The sequence below is a fragment of the Acidobacteriota bacterium genome (genome assembly GCA_040756905.1).
Taxonomy (GTDB): Bacteria; Acidobacteriota; Aminicenantia; order JBFLYD01; family JBFLYD01; genus JBFLYD01.
Genome location: JBFLYD010000032.1, coordinates 1 through 21,390, shown reverse-complemented (window position 1 = coordinate 21,390; position 21,390 = coordinate 1). Strand labels below are relative to the sequence as shown.

Sequence of the window (21,390 nt, the reverse complement as noted above, 5' to 3'; positions counted from 1 at the left end):
TTCTAAATTTATACAAAAATTTTAAAGAGGTGAAAATTTAGATGGCAAAAATAAATATATCTTTACCAGATGAGATTTTAAAAGAAATAGATAGAGAAAGAGAGAGAATAAATATTACCCGTTCTAAATTTTTAAGAAGGGCTTTTGAAGTATATCTTAAAGTGCTGGAGGAGGAAAGAAAGGAGGAGGAGAAAAAGAAGGGCATAAGTCGAGCAATAGAGCTTCAGGAAAAGATTCAAGGAATTGTTGGGAAGGTTGATTTAGTAAAAGATTTAAGAGCGTGGAGAGAAACCCGAAAGTGACTTTTGAGAAAAAGCCGTGTTATGTAATTGATGCTTCAGTTGTTTTGAAATGGTTTTCTCGATATGATGAAGATAACTTAGAGAAAGCCAAAAAAATTAGAAAAGATTTTAAAGAAAGGCGCATAGACATAATTTCTCCCGAATTATTGATATATGAAATTGCAAATGTTTTAAGGTATAAAGAGAGTATAGAAGAAAAAGTAGTATTGGATGCAATCAATAGTATTTATGAAATGAGAATTTTAAGTTCTGTAAGCCAGATGATTATGGAAGATGCAATAAAGTTAGCAAGAAATTTTAATATAACAGTTTATGATTCAACTTATTTAGGCTTTGCTAATAATTTAAAATATCCTTTAGTCACTGCAGATAAAAAGCTTTATGAAAAAATAAAGGGTTATCCAGGCATTATTTACATCAGTGAATATTAGGCTAGTGCTGAGTTGCATAAATTATGGTTCTGTCATTCCCGCAGGCCTTAAGCGGGAATCTATTGATTTTACTGGGTTCCTGCTGGAGTTTACCCTCATAAAAATGGGGGGCAGGAATGACGAATATAAAACGCTAATTTATGCAACTTAGTACTAATACAAATGCAATAAATAATGTTACATGTAGGGCAAGGCTTTAGCCTTGCATCAAGCAACCCCCGAATCAAGTTCGGGGCAGGCTCTAAAGGGTTGCCCTACAAATTATATAATGCGTTTGCTTTAGAATAATGAATAATGAAGACCTGACCCCCAATTAATTTTCTTTTGTTTATTTTAATAATTTGGTAGAATTTTTTTTAAAGTGAGGTACATGAAAGATGAGTTGGTAAAAAAGATAAAAAATCGGACTTCAGTTATCGGAATAATAGGGCTCGGGTATGTTGGGCTTCCACTGGTTCTGAGGTTTTCTGAGGAAGGTTTTAAGATTATCGGGTTTGACATAGACAATAGTAAAGTTGAAAAATTAAACAAAGGAAAAAGCTACATAAAACATATCCCTGAGGAGAGAATTAGAGCTCTTGTCTCAACAAATAAATTTAGAGCTACCACAGATTATTCAGAGTTAAAAGAAGTTGACTGCATTATAATCTGTGTTCCTACTCCATTGAACGATAAAAAAGAGCCTGACCTTTCTTATATTAAAAATACAACTGGTGAGATTGCAAAAAGTTTAAGAAAAGGACATCTTGTATCTCTTGAAAGCACAACTTATCCTGGAACAACAGAAGAGATTTTACTTTCCGAGTTTGAGAGAAATGGGTTGAGGGCAGGAAAGGATTTTTTCCTTGTTTTTTCTCCTGAACGGGAAGACCCTGGAAATAAAAAATATAATACAAAAATGATTCCAAAGGTTGTTGGAGGTGTCACTCCTGAATGTGCTGAGGTTGGTAAGGCACTATATGAACAGGTAATTGATAGGGTAGTGGTTGTATCATCAGCTAAAGTCGCAGAGTTTACGAAACTTCTTGAGAATATTTTTCGGGGTGTAAATATTGCCCTAGTTAACGAGATGAAGATGCTTGCAGACAGGATGGGAGTTGATATATGGGAGATAATTGAAGCTTCTTCAACAAAACCATTTGGATTTATGCCATTTTATCCAGGTCCAGGGCTCGGTGGACATTGCATTCCGATAGACCCATTTTATTTATCATGGAAAGCAAAGGAATACGATTTTGAGACAAAATTTATTCAATTGGCAGGCGAGATAAATACGAATATGCCATATTATGTAGTAAGGAAGATTATGGATGCTCTTAACGAAAGGGGAAAGGCGATTAAAGGGTCGAAGATTCTGATTTTGGGTGTTGCGTATAAAAAAGATGTGGATGACAACAGGGAATCGCCCGGAGTAAAGATAATTGATTTGTTGAAGGAGAAAGGAGCTCTGGTTGAGTATAACGATCCTTATGTACCTTCCTTTTCAGGGATGAGACATTATCCGGAGCTTTCGATGGAAAGTGTTGAAATCAGAGGAGGAAAGTTAGGAGAATACGATTGTGTTGTAATTTGCACAGATCATTCTGCATATAAAGAGTATGGATATGAAAGGATTGTTGAAGAAAGCAGCCTTGTTATTGACACAAGAAACGCCACAAAAGGAATAAATTCTAAAAAAATTGTAAAAGCCTGATAAAAAGGGGAGAGGCTACTTCTCAGTTCCAATCTGGGAATTTATCCTGTTATCTCCATCATTAAAATTTCAGAGTCTCCGTCTCGATTTGACTGGAAAACAATTTTTCCTTGATAGTCAGGAAAAATTATTCACAAATTATGCACAATTGTAAATTTTGGAGTTTGACAAATCTGAGAAAACCATTAAAAATATTGATGTGCGCCTGTAGCTCAGATGGATAGAGCAAGGGATTCCTAATCCCTGTGTCGGGAGTTCGAGTCTCCCCAGGCGCCTTTTATTTTTCTTTTTTTCTTCTTTTATTATCCTTCTTTATTTATTTCCTTTCTTTTTTCCTTTTTTTATCTACTTCCTATCCCTTAACTCCACAACTATCTATCCCCTATCTATACTTATCTACTTATTATCTATTTCTATCTTTTTTTTGATTCTGTTGAAAAAAAGATGGTTTTTTCGGGTTTTGAACATTGCAAAAAAGGACAGGGATATTTTTGACCTCATCAAGTTAACATGTTATTATTATTTATTGAAGACTTAACATTTTCGAGATGGGAGAGATTGGATGAAACGAAAGTTAAGGAAGAGAATGAAGGAGGATGAGTTTTCCCATGCATTCTTTCGACTCCTGAATTTCACAAGAAAGCACAAAAGAGAGATAATTACAGGGTTGATAACTGTTTTAATAATTATTTTAGGCTTTTCTGGATTCACGCTGTGGAAGGAGTATTCAATCAGTAATCAGAATGAGCTTCTTGGAAGATATTTAAATTCAAGAAAGTCAGATGTGTCAGAACTCCCTGGCAAATGGAAGCCTCTTTATTATATAGAATCAGCATCAAGATTAATTGAAAATGGGAAATTGGCTGAAGCTGAGCGAGAGCTTCAGACAATGCCAAAAAAGAAGGGAGATTTTTTTTATTATAAATATTTACTCCTTTGTGGGGAGATAAATTTTCAGAGAAAAGATTTTAATAAAGCTCTTCAATATTATAAAGAAATTGAAAATGCAAAGCCAGAAAACTTCCCATGGGAAATCACTCTTATAAGGATGGGAGATTGCTATTTGAAGATGAACAAACCTGATCAGGCAAAATACTATTACAATCGGGTAACCATCGATTTTCCAGACTCATATTTCAGCATCGACGCCCAAAATAAGTTAAATAAGCTCCAGTAAATTTAATTTAACATTTAAAAGAGGTTAACTCATCAAAAGGTTGTTATAAAGTCAAATGTCAAGACTAAATTAGTCTTGACCCAGAAAATCATTGGTGTCAATCCCAACACCTAAGGTAAAAAAATGACACCTAAAAACAATTCTAAAACCTATATTAAATGAATAATGAAGATCTGACCCCTACAATTTTAGGAGTTTTTTATATTTGAGACAACCTTAACAGTATTTTCTTCAATTTGAGAGATGAAATTTTTTTGCAACCATTTGAGCAACAGCCCAGAAAAATATAAACCTTGATTTTCCAATTTAATTTTTTATTTGGTGCAGGAAAATAATTTTGATATAATATTTTTTTATTATTTCTGTAAAAGGAGGAATGAATGGCCCTTTATATTACTGAAGAATGCATCAACTGCGGGGCATGTGAACCAGAATGTCCAAATGAAGCAATCCACGCTGGCGACCCAGTATTTATTATTGAATCTGATAAATGCACTGAATGTGTGGGGCATTTCCCTGAGAGTCAATGTGTTGCAGTGTGTCCTGTGGATTGCATAAAGCCTGATTCAAATTTTCAGGAGACAAAAGAACAGCTCCTGGAGAAGTTTAAGAGGCTCCATCCTGATAAAGAGCCAAAACTTTGATATTTAGTTTTTAATAAATATTTTGGATTTTTAAGTGGCAGACGAAAAAGAAAAAGTATCTTCTGCTTTAAAAGAAATAAAGTATCCAGGCTTCAGCAGAGATATAGTATCATTCGGAATAGTAAAAGATGTTGAAATTCATTCTGATTGTGTGAAAGTTCATTTAGGATTTACCACATCAAATGATGATGTAATCGAGCAGATAAAGAATGCTGTTTCAAAAAAGATGTCTGCGCTCACAGATAAAAAAATAATTCTTGAGGTAAGGAGGATGCAGGAGAAGACCGTAAAGGAAGAGGCTGATGTATATGCGGACAGGCTTCCGATTCCGAATGTAAAATATGTTCTTGCAATAGGAAGTGGAAAAGGTGGCGTTGGAAAAACTACAGTGGCAGTGAACTTAGCTGTTTCCCTTGCAAAGAGAAATGCTTCAGTTGGACTGCTTGATGCGGATATATATGGACCGAATGTGTCGATCATGCTTGGAATAAATGATTATGACCCTACTGTAAAAGAAGGTACAAAGCTAATGCCTTACAATAAGTACGGCATTAATGTAATGTCAATAGGCTTTTTCATTTCTCTTGATTCACCTGTTATATGGAGAGGTCCAATGGTTCACAGGATGCTGATGCAATTTCTGAGAAATGTTGAGTGGGGAAACCTTGATTTTCTGGTTGTGGATTTGCCTCCAGGAACAGGAGATGCTCAACTTACTCTCGTTCAGAAAGTACCAATTTCAGGTGCGATAATAGTGACAACCCCCCAGGATGTCTCTCTTGTGGATGCGAGGAAAGGTTTAAAGATGTTTGAGAGTGTGAATGTTCCTGTGCTGGGGATTGTGGAGAATATGAGTTATTTGCAGTGTCCGCATTGTGGAAGGAGAATCGATGTATTCAGGGCTGGAGGTGGCAAGAGAACGGCAATGGAACTTGGAGTTCCTCTTCTGGCTGAGATTCCAATCGACCCTAATATGAGTGTAATATCAGATGCTGGAATTCCAGTTGTAGAGTCTGATTCAGGAAGTCTTCATTCAAAATTATTTTTTTCTTTAGCTGACCAGGTAATGAAAAAAATAGGATATATACAGTAATAAGTAAACAGTGAGCAGGGAGTAGTAAAAGATTAATTGATATACAAAAAAGAGGAGAAATACAAAAAAATTTAAAAATTAAGCAATTTAGCCGTGAGCAAAAAATCGTGAGAAAAATATAAAGAATGAATAAAGATAGAATAATCAATCTGGAGTTCGAGAAAGGAACGGAAGAAAAACCTGTATATTATTTTGAGCCGCCGAAGAGCAGGATCTGGATAAATATAGTCCTTTTTCTGTTTACCATTCTTTCCACTCTTTTTGTTGGGATTAACTTCAACATTGGATTTTACTATGATGAAGCTTTGCTAAGAGATACAAGATTTTTACAGGAAATTCTTTTATCTCCTGATATTTATTTTAAAGGTTTTTTGTACACATTGACTCTTATGGGAATTCTTTTAGCCCATGAAATGGGCCATTATCTTACAAGCCGTTATTACAATATACCTGCATCGCTTCCCTATTTTATTCCATTTCCAAATTTAATCGGGACTTTTGGAGCATTCATTAAAATAAAAGCTCCTGTCACAAGGAAAAAGGCTCTTTTCGATATTGGAGTTGCAGGTCCTTTTGCAGGATTTGTCGTTGCAATTCCTTTTTTGATTTATGGACTTAAGATTTCAAAGCCAGTATTATCTATCTCAAAGCCAGGTGCTATGATTTTAGGAGAACCGATTATTTTAAAAATTTTAACAAATATTTTCTTAAAGGATATTCCCGATAATTACCATCTCTATTTGCATCCAATAGCATTTGCTGCATGGTTTGGTTTGCTTGCCACTGCTTTCAATCTTTTTCCCGTGGGACAGCTCGACGGAGGCCATATTCTTTATGCGCTCATAGGGAAAAGAGTTGTTTTATTTTCAAGGATATTCATGGGATTAACTGTTTTGATGGGAATATTTTTCTGGCAGGGCTGGCTTTTCTGGGCTGCAATTTTATTCATCATGGGGATAAGACATCCTTCCATGCTCGATGAGACACCCCTCGATAAAAACCGAATATTTTTAGGAATAATTGCAATGATAATTTTTATAATCTCTTTCACTCCCTCCCCGATAAGATTAGCCCCCTAAAGAGTGTTAAAACGGGGTCTAAAACGGGGTCTGTTAAGAGTAAAGCGGGGTCAAAAGCGGGGTCAGGTCTCAACATTTGACATTTTGCTGATTTTTCATTAGTCTTTCCAATCTTCCTTCCAACGACAAGACATTTAAGATTATCCTTTGAGAATGGATTTTCTAATGGAACTTCAAGGGGAAAAAGGAAAGAGAAAACCTTGAGAAGAATTAAATATGTAAAAAGTACAGAAATAATGAAAAATAAAAAAAGTAACTATAGAGACCTTAAATCCACGTATCGACCTTAATGAAATTAAGACAAGATTAATGCAGAAATGTCAAATGTTGAGACCTGACCCCGAAATTTCCGCCACCCTTCCTGCTCACTCGAAAAATATAATGAGAGAGAACTTCTGAGCGAAGGGGAGGGTTGGACTTTTAGTTTAATTTGACTTGAAATTCCTGATCTGTTAATTTAACCTTAAAGGGAGATAATATTAAGGAAAGAGGAATGAGTTCAGAGAAGAAAATCGGGAAATTTGATGTTCTGAAAGTTCTCGGGAAAGGCGGGATGGGGCTCGTTTACCTTGCAAAAGATCCTCATATCGAAAGGCTTGTTGCTATAAAGACTATTAACATTGAAAAAGAAATGGAAAGAGAGGAGTGGGAGCTATTCAAATCAAAATTTTTCAGAGAAGCAAGAGCAGCAGGAAATTTAATTCATCCAAACATAGTTACAATATTTGAAGCTGGCGAGTTGAAAGATATGCCATACATCGCGATGGAGTACATCAAAGGGAAAACTCTGAAGGAATACATCGACGAAAAAGAAAGGCTTGAGCAGGGAGAAGTAATAAATTTCATGATACAGGCGTGTAATGCCCTGGAGTTTGCGCATAAAAATAACATCATTCATCGAGATATAAAGCCTGCAAATATGATGGTTACAGATGATAACGTCTTGAAGATAGCTGATTTTGGCTTGGCAAAGGATATATCCACAAGCCTTGAAAAATCAGGGAAAATATTTGGCTCTCCTAAATACATGTCTCCTGAGCAGATTAAGGGCGAAAAGATGGATGGTAGAACAGACATTTTCAGTCTTGGAATTGTGATGTATCAACTTCTGACAGGGAAATCTCCTTTTGAGGGAGAGTCGATTTCACAGGTAATATTTAAAATTCTAAACACAGACCCGCCATTTCCAGACCAGATAAGAAAAGATATTCCTAAACCCCTGGCTGAAATAGTTATGAAGGCAATCAGGAAAAACCCGGATGATAGATTTAGTTCCGCAGCAGAATTAAGGCGTGCTCTTCAAAATGCAAAGAAAATGCTCAAAATCGGAGGAGAAACAACATATTTATACGAAAGAGAAATTCCCCGGCAAGAAAAGACTTTTTTACTTGAAGAGCCAGAGGAGAAAAGAAAGGTCAATGTCGTAAGGGTTTTGATTTTCCTTTTTTTATTCGTTCTAATTGGTTCAGGAACATATCTTGTTATAAATAAGAATAAATTTTTCCCTGGCGAGGAAAAAGAGCAAGCTCGAGGAACGGTAATCACCCAAAAAGAAAAAGCTGAAAAAATCAGAGGTGATATGGATAATTTAAAACAGAAGCCTATGGTGAAAGAAGGAATTTCCCCGGTTAGTTTCAGAGAAGTAAAGTTAATTCCAGATGATTCAGATTCTTTGATTTTTATCGATGGAAAGCAAATTGAAGGAAATATATTAAAGATTAGTGGGAATGATAAAAACGTTCATATAGTCAAAGCAGTATCAAAATGTAAAGAAGGGGAAATAAAGATTGATCCTGCTGAGTTGAAGAATGAGTATCAAATCCCGCAGAATGTTTCAAATAAAGAAATTTTAGTAAGTTCAACACCTCCTGGAGCGAAGATTTATGTAAACGATAGATTGGAAACATCGCTAACCCCTGCAAGGCTCAGCTTTACGCTCTGTGAAAATTATAAAATCAGGGTGGAGAAGGAAAATTTTAATACATATTCAAAATTAAATGTATCGTTTACATCAAGAGATAAGGATGTTTTTCATGTGAGTTTAATTCCGATTCAGGAATTGGGAAGATTAATGATTGAATCTCGATTTTCAATTAAAGTTTATGTTGATGATAAATTATTTCCATTGAACAGAGAATCTCAGCTCAGCCTTGGAACTCATAATGTTAGAATAATTGATGAAAGTATCTATTATAAATATTCTTTTGATGTGGATATAGAGAGTAAGGATTCTCCAGTTAAGTGGAATTATGAGAAGCCCCAAACAGGGTTTTTAGAGCTTCTTGTAAGACCTGAGAATGCAAAAATTCTCATCGATGATTTTTTATTAAAAAGAGGAGCTGAAAGATACATTGAAATAGCAGTTGGAGACCATGTTTTAAAATGCACCTGGCCTGAGAGTTCTCAGACAAAAGAGAAAATATTTAGAATAAGAGCTGGCAAAACCGAACGGGTAACTATTATGGCAGATACCATATAAAGTAAAGGTGGAAAAAATGCAAAAAATGAGACCTGACCCCATTTTGTTTGCATTTTTTATTCTTTTTTTGTGTGGTTTTTTGGGTTTGGCGCAGGAGGATGAGACGATGGTGCTTAAGATTTATCAGAATGCCCTTAAGCTTTTGAAGGATGGAAAAACTGAGGAAGCTTTAGGGGATTTTGTTAAAATCTCAAAGTCCTACCCTAATTCAGAAATAGCTGATGATGCTCTGATGCAAATCGGAAACATTTATTATCCATATGATGATATAAATTTTTCTGTGGATAAAGGGGGTATAGAAAATGCAAGAGATTATTACACAAGGATAGTTCAAAATTATGTTGGTTCAAACAGTGCTCCAATTGCATATTTCAAGCTTGGCTTGATGAAACTCGACCCTCGATTTGAAACATTCAACATCAACGAGGCTTTTGCCAATTTTGAACGGATATTGAACATCTATCAGAATTATTCCAATTATTTTGAAGGTTATTTTGGAAAAGGATTGATTTATTTTTTACAGAAGGAATATCCGAAAGCAATAGGAGCGTTTTCAAAAATAATTCTCCTTTCTGATGATAAAAGGTTAATCTCAAAGTCATATTACTATATAGGGTTATCCTACATAAAATCAGGGAATTTTTTAGAGGCGATGAAATCATTCGGAAAAGCTCTTTCAATCAGGGAGGAGTCAGAGTATTTACCAAAGTCATCGAGTGCATTGAAACTCGCTTTCAAAATTTATCGATTGCAGAATAGAGAAAAACCTGTGTATAAAAGAGATTCCGATTTTACTTTAAGGAAAAAAATAGAGAAAGGAATAAGAAGGTGTTATAACCTTCGATGTGATGGAAGGAGCAATGTTTACATTCTTGATGAAAAAGAAGATAGAGTTGCGATCTGGAATACCCTTAACAACACTTTTTCCACAGTAACAATTAAAAAACCCAATTACCTTTTTGTAAGTCCGCAAGGAATAATTTATACAGCTGAAGGTAATCAAGTAAGGGTGGGAGGGAGGTACATGACCCTGGAAAAGAAAGTAGGTACTAAAATTGAAGTTTTAAAAAACATCCAAAAAATTTTAGTTAATAGCATTGGAGAGATATTCATCGGAGATAAAAATGAAGATACCCTTCAGAAGTTTGGAAGAGATTTAAAATTTGAAGGTTATTTTTCAAACAAGATTAATTACATTCCCTCGGATATGGAGATAGATTCGTATGGAAATTATTATTTTTTGAATTCAAAGGATAATTTTTTTGAAATATTTAACGCAAGAGAAGAAAAATTGATGAGGGTTTCATTGAAAAACATCCTGAAGAGTCCGGTAGATTTAACACTTGATTTGATTGGAAATGTGTATGTTCTTGATGATGAGTTAAAAAAGGTATCCGTTTATACGAACGAAGGATTTAATTTAGGAATTCTGGACAGCACAAATGTATCTAACTATAATTTTCAAAAACCAAAAGCCATAGCAATGGATAATTTAAACAATCTTTATATATATGATGAAGATTTAAGAGATGTTTTGAGGTTTCAATGAGGAAAATATTTGCAATTACATTCATTTTGATTGTATTAATCTGTCTGAATAATTTTTCCCAGGAAGCTCAGATAAACAAAGAAGAAATCCTTAAAAATTATGATCTGGGATTGGAAGAATTCAATAAATTGAACGACCTTGTGGCAATCAATTATTTTTCAAATGCAATCGAGGCATGCAGGATGTTAGAGAAGACCCAGGGGCTTCCTTCGGATTTAAAGATAATTTATGAAAAGTCCCTTGAATACAGAGCAAGGTCAAATTTCAATCTTGGACAGAACTCAAAGGTCGAGGAGGATTTTATTGAATTGTTGAAAATAAACCCCAATTATACGATTGATATCTCAAAAGTTTCGAAATCATTTGCAGACCTTTTCTTCAACATCAAAGACAGCCACATGGGAGTGCTCACGATAAAAACTCAGCCTGAAGGATGCCAGGTTTTTGTGAACGACAAACTCTTTGATGTAACTCCTCTTGTCGGAAGAGAGCTTTTTGAAGGTTCTTATAAAATCACAGTGAAAAGTGAAGGATATTTTCCATATGAAGAAGTGGTTTACATTTCACCTTCTTCTCCAGTTCAAAGGAATCTAATTCTCAAGCAGAATTCAAGAAATTGTATAATACTTACAAAACCTGATGATGTGGAGATTTACATAGATGATATATTTGCTGGAAAGGCTTCTCTCACCGCGTCCCCTGTCCTTCTGGATAAGATAAAAAATTCTGGAATTTCAATCGACAGTGAAACAGGAGTTCTGGAAATTAAGTACCTGGAGATAGGAGAACATAGATTAAAATATAGAAAAGATTGTTATGAACCTTTTGAAGCCAAGGTTACGATTAATTTACTTGAGGGAGAAAATCCGCCCTTAATTTTTGAAACAATAGAGTTAGATAAAGGAGTTGGAGAACTGAATATCGAATCCGAAATTTCAGGAAATCTTTTTATCAACAATGAATTTTCAGGGCAGTTGCCAAAAAAGATTGAAATCTGCTCTGGAACAAAAGAAATACGGGTTGATTTTGGCCAGAAGGGAGAATGGATAAAAAAAATAGAAGTTAAAAAAGGAGATGTGTTTAAATTTAAGGCAAAACCAATCCCCTCTTTATTATATTTGGGAATCAGCAATCCGGGAAAGTTTTTAAACGTGGAGAAAGATTTTGAGAAAGGGCTTTTCTCAATATTTTCAGGGATTGAAAATTATAATTTAAAATTCATTAATAAGGATGAGGCTGAAGGATTTTTAAGGGATAATGGAACCTCTTTCGATAACTTATGGGAATTTTTGGATAAAATTAGTGAAAGAGATTATATAAATTTTATCGGAAAACTCCGAACCAAATACAATTTTGATTTGCTTGTGATCGGATATTTACCTGGCAAAGAACCACAGAAAAATGCAAAAATAGGCCTTTTTACTTCTTATCAGAAAGAATTTGATAAAAAAGACATCAATCTTTATTTGAACATAAGGGAAGACGAATTCTGGAAGAAAATTGATAAACCAGCAGAAGTTTTTTCCCGATATACTGGCTTTGACCTTATTGATGGTTTGAACCCGAATGGCCCTGTTGTTCTTACAATTGAAAAAGATAGCCCTGCAGATAAAGCAGGGATTAGGATCTTTGATTGTATTGTATCAGTGGATGATAAAAAAGTTAAAGATTCTAAAGAGTTTAAGAATTATATATCAATATCAGAAAAAGAAGCAGTTAAAATTTCATTTGAAAGAGAAGGTATTCAAAAAACTGTTGATGTCAGATTGTCAGAAAGACCAGTGTTTCTCTCATTCAACAGAGAAGATATTCTATATTCAAAGATGCTTGCAGATCTTCAATGGGGTGCGAGGGGTAACCCTGAACTAAAAGATGTTTATGCTGTTTACTCTGCGATTTGCTTTATCCATTTCAACAATCCAGGAAAAGCGATGGAGATACTGAAAGATTTAGAGGCAGGGAAAAAATATACGATTAATGATGGAACGATAAATTATTTAAAAGGAATAGCTTTGAAAAGATTGGGAATGAATCAGGAAGCAAGAAATGCCTTTGAGGTTGCTTTAAAGGATAAAGATGCATATTTTATTAATTCAGATGAAATCAAATTGGAACCTTTGATTTTATATGAGTTAGAAGAAATAAAATAAATTTTAAAGTAAATAGGTTTTTATATTTGGTTAATAGTGCTGCTAAGACTAATAAGAGCTAACTTAATCAATGATGAAATATCTAAAGAGAGCTAACCTCATTTAGGGATTAAAATGTAACGGCATTAATTCTGATAAAAAGTTAAATCCTATTCTTCATCTTCAGGAACTTTTGCTGTCCATACTTCCCAGACTCCATAGATTTTACCAGGGATTTTTTCATTAACCCGAATATAAGTTGAACCAAAGACTCCCTGAAATGCTCTCATCACAGGAACTCTTACTATGTAACCTTTAAATTTTCCTTCTGTAAAAATTTGGGTGGGGTTTATTAAAGCATCTAGAGTCCAGTCTTTTTTCGGATCATGATCATGAACAGTCTGCAAGGCTCTATTTCTTGACCTGACACAGGCATACTGCATTCCACTTATAATTCCGGTTAATTGAATTATCAATGCCATGCAAAGGAAGAAGAATATGAAAAGAATTATAATTTCAACTGCACCAATCTGCCCTTTCTCTTTGTTTTTGAGCTTTGATTTAATTGAATATAGTTTTTTAAACATTTTTTTATTTTTTCAATAAAGCTTTTCTATAAAAAATTGTTCAACTGCTCTTGATGTAGCTTGAGTTAATCCACCTGGCTGGATCAACCATCTGAAAAGTAAACTCATGATTGCCGCACATATGGCAAAGATTAATATAGCCAGTATGAGATATTCGATGGTTGTCTGTCCTCTAACCAGGATGAGGTTTTTGCCTTTGGAATATCTAAAACGGAAATCCCCTATCTCGATTTGCGCAATTAAATTTTTCCATAAATTATCCGTATTATAAATTAGAGTGTTGAAAAATTTATGAAAATTTGATTTTTTCTGAAAAATACTTAATTCATTTGAAAAATAATTTTTAAATAATGAAAATACCAAAGCCTTACCCTTTTTTAATTATTCGTCACTTCTAAAAGATTCTATGCCTAAGAAAAGTTGATCCATAGTATTGTAAATAGCTGCTTGTAAATTATTTCTGATTTGAGGCCATATCAATCCAACAACAAATACTATAAGCGATATAGCAAGAATACCAAGCACCAAATATTCAATCGTTGCCTGCCCTTTTTCATTCTTTCTAAGTAAATTTAGCATTGTATTAATCATTTTCTATTATTTAATTCTATTAACTTTTTTTTCAAAAATCAAATAAAAAATAATTTAGGGATGAGATCTTCATTATTCATGGAAGCTCATGAAACTGCGTGAAGTTTAAATTTGGGACTTAGTCCTCTTCTACTGCGTAAGCTTAACATAAAATTTAAAATAATATATTGATAAATAAATATTTAATAATGAATAATGAAGATCTGACCCCTTTAATTTAATTATTTGACAAAAGGGTGAGGGGTGTGGTAAATGGAAAGGAGAAAATGGATAAAAAAGAGAAAAAGTCTAAAGGGCAGACTACGATAGAAGCTTTGATTTTGATGGTGGTAATTACCTTGGCAGCAATTGCTTTTATAAGAATTATGTTCCAGACCCCTTCTCCAATTTTTGGAGGGAGAACTTTAGCTCAATTTTTAACTGAATACATTTTAACTCCTTTATACGACAAAATTTTTAACACATACCAGTAAAAAAATGTAAACAATGAAGAGATAACAGTGAGACATAAACAGTGAAGAGTGAAAAGTGAACAGTGAGCAGAAAATGGGAGGCCGTAAATAATGAATAATGAGCTATGAATTACGATTTAAAAAACTTTAAAATGTTAGTAGAAGTAAGAGGAGAAATCATGAGGATGAAAAGAAAAAAGCAGAAGGGGCAGGTTTCGCTGGAGATTATATTTACATTTTTAGTTTTGATTGTTCTGATGATGGCATTTGTTCAGATTGTTCTTTTTGGTATTTCTCAAATTTGGGTGAATTATGCTGCGTTTGCAGTTAACCGTGCTTCTTTGGTTGGAGGAGATGTAAATAGCGTGGCAAGACAGGTTCTTTTAGGAACTTTTCCAGGGGGTTTTCCAAGACCAGATATATTCAATCAAATTACCCTGAGAAAGCCCCAGTCAGGGGAAAATTCTACAATTGGAATTCAGGTTAGGTTTAGGATGCCTGCATTTATTTCTCTTGCAGCAGGAAGCACTCTTCCATGGCCAATAGGAAGTGATATCACAATAAGAAGTCTTTTTTCTATAGTTCCACCTACGCCTGAGTGGGCAAGAGGAAATGTTTCTGAGTTGCCGATGGGTAGAGCCACACCGGATCAAGTCTGGACAGGGGACAATAAACCTGATTGATATTGATAAAGATATGGAGAAAACGAAAGTGTTACAGAATTTAAGAAAAAATTTTTTAAGAAATGAGAGTGGGCAGATTATTGTTTTTATGGTTGCCCTTATTTTCTTCCTCGGACTTTTTGTGGCATTGCTTTTAAACTTCTCTGTAATTACCCTCTACAAAATGAAGCTCCAGAATGCAGCAGATGGCCTTGCAATGGCAGGAGCATATGTCCAGGCAAAATATTTAAATGCAATAGCTGAGATAAATAGGTATATTTATTTATATCATAAAGCAATGTGGAATCTTGTATGGTGGGATTGGGGAGTTGGATGGTATGACTGGTCTGGAAATACTCCTTATAACACTGCCTGGAGGCTTTGGTGGATATTGAAAGAACAGCTTCAGAACGTTCAGGAAAATTTAATACCTAATTTTTATCGAATTGAAATTTTAGCCTTGTTTCTCAATTTTCACAGTGAAAATCCAGGATATTTAGCTTTTCACCTTAACAATGTTCTTGAACTGGGAGAGTTTGAATGGAAAAAATATAATATTCCATATATGTTTTTATGGGGATGGACAACATGCTGGGGAATTCCATGTCCGATTTTTTTACCTTTGTGGCCTGTTCAGACTAATTATTATTATGGTTGGAGGTATGTGGATGGTGAGCAGGAAGGCTATATCGGTATTATTTATCGTAACATGAGGATGTTTAGAGTGAAAAAGAAAGTGCCAGTTATTTATTTTTCAGTTGTAGTTGAGGGTAAAGAACCTATTCGAAGCGAAGAGTTCATCGGAGACAGGTTGTTTAAATTTGGGTTTAGAAAGATGGAAAGTGTATGGCTGTCTGGAATACCTGGCGCGCCTCTCGGCATGAGGGCAGTTGCTGCTGCTAAACCATACAGAGGTTATTTATGGAAAGGGGGCTGGATGTCAGGAGATTCAAAATTATACAAGGCATGGCTTGTTAAGATAAGCGATTCAAGGTTAAAACCAAGGCCATGGTTTTCAAATGTAATTAAATACGAACATTAAACGAAACTAAAATGAGAGAATGGAAAGGATTTGATTTTGATCTTGAGGCAAAACCTACAGCCCGCTTGGAATCAATCGAGGGTCCATTAAAAGGAGAAAAGGTTTATATATACTCCAGAGGATTATTTGTTGGAAGAAAGAGGGAAAATGACCTTGTTCTTGAGGACCCGTTGGTTTCAAAATCCCATGCTCGAATCGAACAGGATTTATCCGGTTTCAAAATAGAGGATTTAGGTTCAAAGAATGGAGTTTATGTAAATGATAGGTTGATTAAGTCCCAGTATCTTAAAGACGGAGATTTTATAAAAATTGGCTCCTCTCTTTTTAAATTCTTTGAAGAAAAAGCTGAGGAAGATTCTGGAGTTGTTTTTGAAAAAGGTAAGAGAGAAATACCTTACAAAAAAGCTTCACAAAAGAAAAAATCTCCTGCTTTCAGGATGATTTTAATGCTGTTGCTTGTTCTGTTTTTAGGAATAATTATAATTGCAATTCTTCCATCGGGAAAGAAGCCAGAGGAAAGGAGCTTAACCCAGGAAACTAAGGTTGAAGAGAAAACATCGATTCCCTCATCTTCAGAAACAAAACCTTCAGTCGAATTGGAGAAAACTCAGAAGCAATTAACCGAAGAAGAAAAATTGAAATTTGAGGAATACATGAAAAGTGGAGATTTGAATTTCTATCAGGGTGAGTTTACCCAGGCGACTGAGTTTTATAAGGAGGCTTTAAAAATTGATCCTTCTAATAAAGAATGTATTGATAAACTGGAAAGGGCTGAAGCAGAGTTAAAAAACTTAATCGAGAGTATAAATAAAAGAGCTCAGCAGTACTATGAAAGCCTCTTTTATCAGAAGGCAATTGATGAATGGCAGAAGGTAATCGATTTGGTTAAAGACCCATCGAATGTTTATTATAAGGAAGCACAAAAAAATATAGAGAAAACAAAAGAAAAATTGAGATGAGGTAAGCAAATGGCTGAGATAATTGTAAGGATAGGAAAAAGTGAAGTAGGGAGATATCCCCTCGATAAAGATGAGATTTTTATCGGCAGAGCTGAGGATAACGATGTGGTTATTGATGAAAAGTCAGTTTCGAGAAAGCATGCAAAGATAGTAAAGGAGGGACTTCGATTCCGAATTTATGACCTTGGAAGTGCGAATGGAACTTTCTACAAAAATGAGAAAATAAAAGAGAAGATCCTTATTCCTGGAGATGTTATATCTTTAGGAGGTGCTGAGGTAAGTTTAATTTTTGAGGATATAAGACATGAAGAAGAATATGAACCCACGATGGCAGATATGACCCAGTATATTCAAGCTGAATCGCTTGGAGAAATGCCAATAAAGCCAACTTTTCAGGAATTGTCCGCAAAAGTAAAAGAGGAGAAAGAGATAAAAAAACTTAAAAAGAAAAGAAGTCCGTTAAGGATTGCTCTGATTTTTTTAATCGTAATATTCGGAGGAATCCTTATACTTTCAATATTGCCAGGAAAAAAACAGGAAGTATCAAGAAAGGAAGAGATTAGTTCAGTTCAAAATGTCGAAATCTCTTTAATGGACAGGACTGACTATTCTTCAATTAATAAAAAAATGTTGGGGCTTTTGAACGAAGGTGAGCAGTTTCTCATGGAAGCCGAGCAGAGAATGGATAAGGTGACTCAGGAAAGCACAAAAGAGAACCTTGAAATGGTGAATTACATTGAAAAAATTCTTAATGATTCAAGAGAAAAGTTCAGTCAGGTCCATTCCCTGTATGATGGGCTGAAAGTTGGTTTTAAAAAAGAAGTAATTGATGCTTTAGAGAACGAAAAGCAAAAGGAAGAAAGGCTTTCTTCTTTGAATGAGAGGACTTTTAGCCTTGAGAGCAAGGTGAATGATTATCTAAACAAAGTAAAAGAATTTCATGCAAAAATAGAAACAGATATTTCAGGGAAGGTAAATAATCTTTTATCCAGGGCGAGGGAAGAATTTAGAGTCGGGAATTATGGGAAAGCAAAGGAAACTGTAGAGAGTGTGCTGAACATCAGTCCGGAAAATAGCGAAGCCATTCAATTGAAATCATCAATCGAGGAGAAAATCAGATTGAGGGAAAGAGAAAAAATTGAAAGGGAAAGAAAAACAGAAGAGATGAGAAAGATATCAGAACAAATTGTATCTTATTATAAAATCGGAATCAGCTACATCGATAGGAACCGACTTATTAGAGGGTTGGAAGCATGGGATCAGGCTTTATCTTTATGGTCAAAAATCTCAAAGGAGATATCAAATTATCCAGCGTATGAGAAAGATGCAAGGAATGCTATTGAGATAATAAAGAAAAGATATGAAGAGATAAAAAAGATAAAGAATGAAAGAGTTTTAAAGGGAATTAGATTGTACAGAGAAGGCGAAAAATACAGGGATATAGAGCCAAAAAAAGCATTGAAATTTTATAAAGAAGTTCTTGAAACAATTTTAGACTCTGATGAGGAATATTACATAAAAGCACAAAAAAGAATCAATGAATTAGAGGGTGGGAATCTTAGTTAATAATGCCTGTTATCTTAGAGAAAAAAGAAAAACAAACGGTTAAAACTCACAAGATAGAGAAGCAAGAAATATTTATCGGAAGGGGTAAAGAGAATGATATCATCATCCCTGTTAGCTCTATTTCTCATAAGCATGCTAAAATTTTTAAAAAGGGAGATAAGTATTATATAGAAGATCTAAAAAGTTCAAATGGAATTTTTATAAATAAAAAAAGAATAGTTCTCTCTCGAATTTCTTCTGGAGATGAAATTTATCTGGGAAATTATAAAATTGTTTTTCTGGAGGAAGAAGAAAGGGAAGATAAAACCGTTGTTTTATCTGATAAACAATTGATAAAAGAGCTTGAAATAAAAACGGGAGAAAGAAGAAGTTATATCCCCTTTATTCTCGGTGGATTAAGTCTAATTTTAGCGTTTTTTTTGATCTATTTTGTTGGTTTCCGGAAAGGAATTGAAAAGGAAAAAGTTATTTCAGAAGATGTGTCCCATCGAAGAACGGAAAATTCAATTGAAGATATAATCTTGAAGGGAAGAGAAGTTTACGAAAATGCCATATTATTTAGAAATGTGGGGAGAGAAGAAGAAGCAAAAGAGAGTTTAGAGATGGCTTTAACTTATTTTGATGAAGCTCTGATAATGAACCCTGAAAATAAAGTAGCAATTAAATATAAAGAATTGATAAAAGATTTTGAAATGACACAGGGTGAAAAGGTCGAAAAGAAAGAACCAGAAATTCTGAAGAAAAAACAAGAAATCCTTTCTAAAATTGAAGAGACCTACCTGGAAGCAAAAACCTATGAAAAAGAGGGCAAGAAAAAAGAGGCTTTTACGAAATATAAGGAAGTAATAGAGAATTATCAGGAAATAAAAGCTATTCCTCTGGAGAGAGAGCCCGAGAAAAAGACTCAAGAAATCTTTGATAATTCAAAAGAGTTTGTTGTCGTTTCAATGTTTGAACAGAATTTTTACAGTTTAAAAAATGAGTTTGAAAAGATAAAGAAATTGAGAGAGAGCCCGAATGTATTTTCTTCTTATAAAGAGGTCGAAAAATTTTTAGACAAGGCTCAGAAATTACTCGATAGAAATCGAGGATTAAAGAGTAATATGATTTTTAAGCTCGAGGAGATTATTAAAGAGGCCGAAGGTATTAAAAGAGAGATAAAATCCTGGATCGACAAGGAGAGGGAAGAGGCTGAAAGATATTATCATGAAGGAATCCTTTATGAGAGCGTTAAAAACTATGCAAAGGCTTTGGAAAAATGGAAGACAGCACTGGAGAAAGCTCCAAAAGAAGATGTGGAATTAATCAATAAAATAAAGGAAAAAATATCTAAATATGAATAAAAATGCGAGAGAAAAAATGAAGAAAATATTTAAGGGCTTTGTTAAGCCGGACATTTTAGTTATTTTTCTTATTAATTTTATTGTTTTAACGAATTTGTTGTTATTAAGTTGTGCTGTTCAGACAACAAAAGAGCTGGGATTTAAGAAAGAGGATGCGCAGGTTCATTTCAAGATGGCTGAAGATTATTACAACAGGGGCGAATACAGCAATGCCATCAAAGAATATAAAATAGTTGAGCAGATTGATCCAAATTTCCCTAACATCCACATGGCTCTTGGAAGCAGTTATATACAGATTGCGTGGTATGAAAGGGCAGAGGAGGAGCTTTTGAAGCAGAAAGCATTAACCCCTCAGAATATCAATGTTTATCTTAATCTTGGAGTTGCTTACAAAAATTTAAAAAAATACGAAGATTCGCTAAATATGTATCTTAAGGTAATTGAGATTAATCCTGAGTATGCAGATGCATACTACAACATGGGAATCCTCTGTCTTGAGAATTTAAACCTTTTAGAACAGGCAATTTACTATTTTAAAAGATTTATTGCTCTTGCGCCTCACGACGAAAGAGCCATTAAATTAAAAAAGTGGATTGAAGAGCAAGAAAAGATAAATAAACGATTGGGTCAATTTATTGAAGACTGTAATATAATGTCCTATGCTGATAGGGTTTTTGTCATTCCTGCAAAAGCAGGAATCCAGAGGAAAGGAGCTGGATTCCCGTTTTCACGGGAATGACGGAACGATGGGACATTTTTATACAGGAGTCAATAACAAGAGAAAAAGGAGTATTCCTCTTATCTCTTCCGAAGGAGACGGTTTATTGTAATTGAGATAAATGATAAATCAGGGTCGGGTGTTTCCTTAAGAAATTTTCCTTCCTGTTTTAACACAAGTTCAATTTCATTGTTTAAATCTTTTAAAGGCTTTGTAACAAAACGGAACGCAAAATAAAAAAGAATTATCGATATAAACAATAAAAATATGAGCATTAAAAATTTCACGCGGCTGATGTTGGAAATTGATGCAACAATTTGTTCCTGAGAATAGTCAAGTCTTACTATCCCCATGAAAATAGATCTATCTTTATAAATTGGGATATAGATTGAATAAATATTATTTTCTTTAGGCATTATCTCTTTTTTTTGTTCATACGCTTCTTTTGCCTTGACGTCAGTCTCTCCTCTTTTAGAAATTGGAGCTAATGTCTGAAAGTTCTCATCCATTACAAACGCTTCCTTAACAAATGAATATGTTTTAACTGATTCAGTATCAAGGCTCAGAAAGTCTTTATTTATCAATGGATTTTTATTGGCTGAAGCTAAATATTGAGCTGCAAGGAGAGCCTTATCTTCCATTTCTTTTTTTAGAAGATTTGCCGAAACTGAACTTAACACATTTCCATAAATAAAAAGAATTATCAATGAGATTATTAAAGCTGAAATTAGATACAATTTTTTCATATTTTCTTAAACCTCCTATACTTGCATATTCCGATGAATCTGGCCACTGATTCTGATTGAAACCGGCCACCTGTCGGAGCGAAGTGACGCTGAATTTTCATTATACCTCAGAGTGGCTGGATTGAGTCAAGGATGACTTTCTTTTCCT

The 21,390-nt window shown here is 34.3% G+C and carries 21 protein-coding genes and 1 tRNA gene; 18 read left to right on the top strand and 4 right to left on the bottom strand.

The window, feature by feature from the left end:
* Positions 1–41 precede the first annotated feature (41 nt).
* The 11 genes from AB1410_04880 to AB1410_04830 all read left to right on the top strand — a co-directional run bounded on the left by AB1410_04880 (position 42) and on the right by AB1410_04830 (position 12,597).
* On the top strand, positions 42–302 hold the full coding sequence (locus AB1410_04880; protein ID MEW6456033.1) for a ribbon-helix-helix protein, CopG family: 261 nt from the start codon (positions 42–44) through the stop codon (positions 300–302).
* Complete coding sequence (locus AB1410_04875) at positions 299–733, top strand: type II toxin-antitoxin system VapC family toxin (GenBank protein ID MEW6456032.1); 435 nt, start codon at positions 299–301, stop codon at positions 731–733. Before AB1410_04880 ends, AB1410_04875 begins: the two co-directional genes overlap by 4 nt.
* 370 nt (positions 734–1,103) lie before the next feature.
* Positions 1,104–2,426, top strand: a complete 1,323-nt coding sequence (locus tag AB1410_04870) for a nucleotide sugar dehydrogenase (protein MEW6456031.1) — start codon at positions 1,104–1,106, stop codon at positions 2,424–2,426.
* A gap of 201 nt (positions 2,427–2,627) precedes the next feature.
* Positions 2,628–2,701, top strand: a tRNA-Arg gene (locus tag AB1410_04865).
* A 287-nt stretch (positions 2,702–2,988) separates the two neighbouring features.
* On the top strand, positions 2,989–3,603 hold the full coding sequence (locus AB1410_04860) for a tetratricopeptide repeat protein (GenBank protein ID MEW6456030.1): 615 nt from the start codon (positions 2,989–2,991) through the stop codon (positions 3,601–3,603).
* A gap of 380 nt (positions 3,604–3,983) precedes the next feature.
* Complete coding sequence (locus AB1410_04855; GenBank protein ID MEW6456029.1) at positions 3,984–4,247, top strand: YfhL family 4Fe-4S dicluster ferredoxin; 264 nt, start codon at positions 3,984–3,986, stop codon at positions 4,245–4,247.
* A 34-nt stretch (positions 4,248–4,281) separates the two neighbouring features.
* Positions 4,282–5,340 carry an Mrp/NBP35 family ATP-binding protein gene (locus AB1410_04850; GenBank protein MEW6456028.1) on the top strand — a complete coding sequence of 353 codons (1,059 nt, stop codon included), beginning with the start codon at positions 4,282–4,284 and terminating at the stop codon, positions 5,338–5,340.
* A 125-nt stretch (positions 5,341–5,465) separates the two neighbouring features.
* Entirely contained in the window at positions 5,466–6,419 is a 954-nt protein-coding gene (locus AB1410_04845) for a site-2 protease family protein (protein MEW6456027.1), read from the top strand.
* Between the two features lie 493 nt (positions 6,420–6,912).
* Positions 6,913–8,898, top strand: coding sequence for a serine/threonine-protein kinase (locus AB1410_04840; GenBank protein ID MEW6456026.1), 1,986 nt, complete (start codon positions 6,913–6,915; stop codon positions 8,896–8,898).
* A gap of 16 nt (positions 8,899–8,914) precedes the next feature.
* The gene (bamD, locus tag AB1410_04835) at positions 8,915–10,447 is read left to right on the top strand and encodes an outer membrane protein assembly factor BamD (protein ID MEW6456025.1); all 1,533 of its coding nucleotides are present in this window, start codon (positions 8,915–8,917) and stop codon (positions 10,445–10,447) included.
* A complete protein-coding gene (locus AB1410_04830; GenBank protein MEW6456024.1) occupies positions 10,444–12,597 on the top strand; it encodes a PEGA domain-containing protein in 2,154 nt (717 codons plus the stop codon). Before bamD ends, AB1410_04830 begins: the two co-directional genes overlap by 4 nt.
* 149 nt (positions 12,598–12,746) lie before the next feature.
* On the opposite strand, the gene AB1410_04825 is transcribed toward AB1410_04830, so the two are convergent.
* Genes AB1410_04825 through AB1410_04815 form a run of 3 tightly spaced genes read right to left on the bottom strand, consistent with a single transcriptional unit; the run spans position 12,747 to position 13,742 of the window.
* Positions 12,747–13,163, bottom strand: a complete 417-nt coding sequence (locus tag AB1410_04825) for a hypothetical protein (GenBank protein ID MEW6456023.1) — start codon at positions 13,161–13,163, stop codon at positions 12,747–12,749.
* 12 nt (positions 13,164–13,175) lie between these two features.
* Positions 13,176–13,526 (bottom strand): hypothetical protein, encoded by a 351-nt coding sequence (locus AB1410_04820; protein MEW6456022.1) that lies wholly within the window; start codon positions 13,524–13,526, stop codon positions 13,176–13,178.
* 18 nt (positions 13,527–13,544) lie between these two features.
* On the bottom strand, positions 13,545–13,742 hold the full coding sequence (locus tag AB1410_04815) for a hypothetical protein (protein ID MEW6456021.1): 198 nt from the start codon (positions 13,740–13,742) through the stop codon (positions 13,545–13,547).
* Positions 13,743–14,020: 278 nt separating this feature from the next.
* On the opposite strand from AB1410_04815, the gene AB1410_04810 reads away from it, so the two are divergent.
* The 7 genes from AB1410_04810 to AB1410_04780 all read left to right on the top strand — a co-directional run bounded on the left by AB1410_04810 (position 14,021) and on the right by AB1410_04780 (position 20,517).
* Positions 14,021–14,227, top strand: coding sequence for an archaellin/type IV pilin N-terminal domain-containing protein (locus AB1410_04810; GenBank protein MEW6456020.1), 207 nt, complete (start codon positions 14,021–14,023; stop codon positions 14,225–14,227).
* A 164-nt stretch (positions 14,228–14,391) separates the two neighbouring features.
* Positions 14,392–14,889, top strand: a complete 498-nt coding sequence (locus AB1410_04805) for a hypothetical protein (protein MEW6456019.1) — start codon at positions 14,392–14,394, stop codon at positions 14,887–14,889.
* 13 nt (positions 14,890–14,902) lie between these two features.
* Positions 14,903–15,910, top strand: coding sequence for a Tad domain-containing protein (locus AB1410_04800; protein ID MEW6456018.1), 1,008 nt, complete (start codon positions 14,903–14,905; stop codon positions 15,908–15,910).
* An 11-nt stretch (positions 15,911–15,921) separates the two neighbouring features.
* Entirely contained in the window at positions 15,922–16,869 is a 948-nt protein-coding gene (locus AB1410_04795; protein MEW6456017.1) for an FHA domain-containing protein, read from the top strand.
* A gap of 9 nt (positions 16,870–16,878) precedes the next feature.
* Entirely contained in the window at positions 16,879–18,435 is a 1,557-nt protein-coding gene (locus AB1410_04790) for an FHA domain-containing protein (protein ID MEW6456016.1), read from the top strand.
* Between the two features lie 2 nt (positions 18,436–18,437).
* Positions 18,438–19,778: an FHA domain-containing protein gene (locus tag AB1410_04785; protein MEW6456015.1), complete on the top strand. Its 1,341-nt coding sequence runs from the start codon at positions 18,438–18,440 to the stop codon at positions 19,776–19,778.
* Between the two features lie 16 nt (positions 19,779–19,794).
* On the top strand, positions 19,795–20,517 hold the full coding sequence (locus tag AB1410_04780) for a tetratricopeptide repeat protein (GenBank protein MEW6456014.1): 723 nt from the start codon (positions 19,795–19,797) through the stop codon (positions 20,515–20,517).
* Positions 20,518–20,576: 59 nt separating this feature from the next.
* On the opposite strand, the gene AB1410_04775 is transcribed toward AB1410_04780, so the two are convergent.
* Positions 20,577–21,242, bottom strand: a complete 666-nt coding sequence (locus AB1410_04775; protein ID MEW6456013.1) for a hypothetical protein — start codon at positions 21,240–21,242, stop codon at positions 20,577–20,579.
* Between the last annotated feature and the right edge of the window lie 148 nt (positions 21,243–21,390).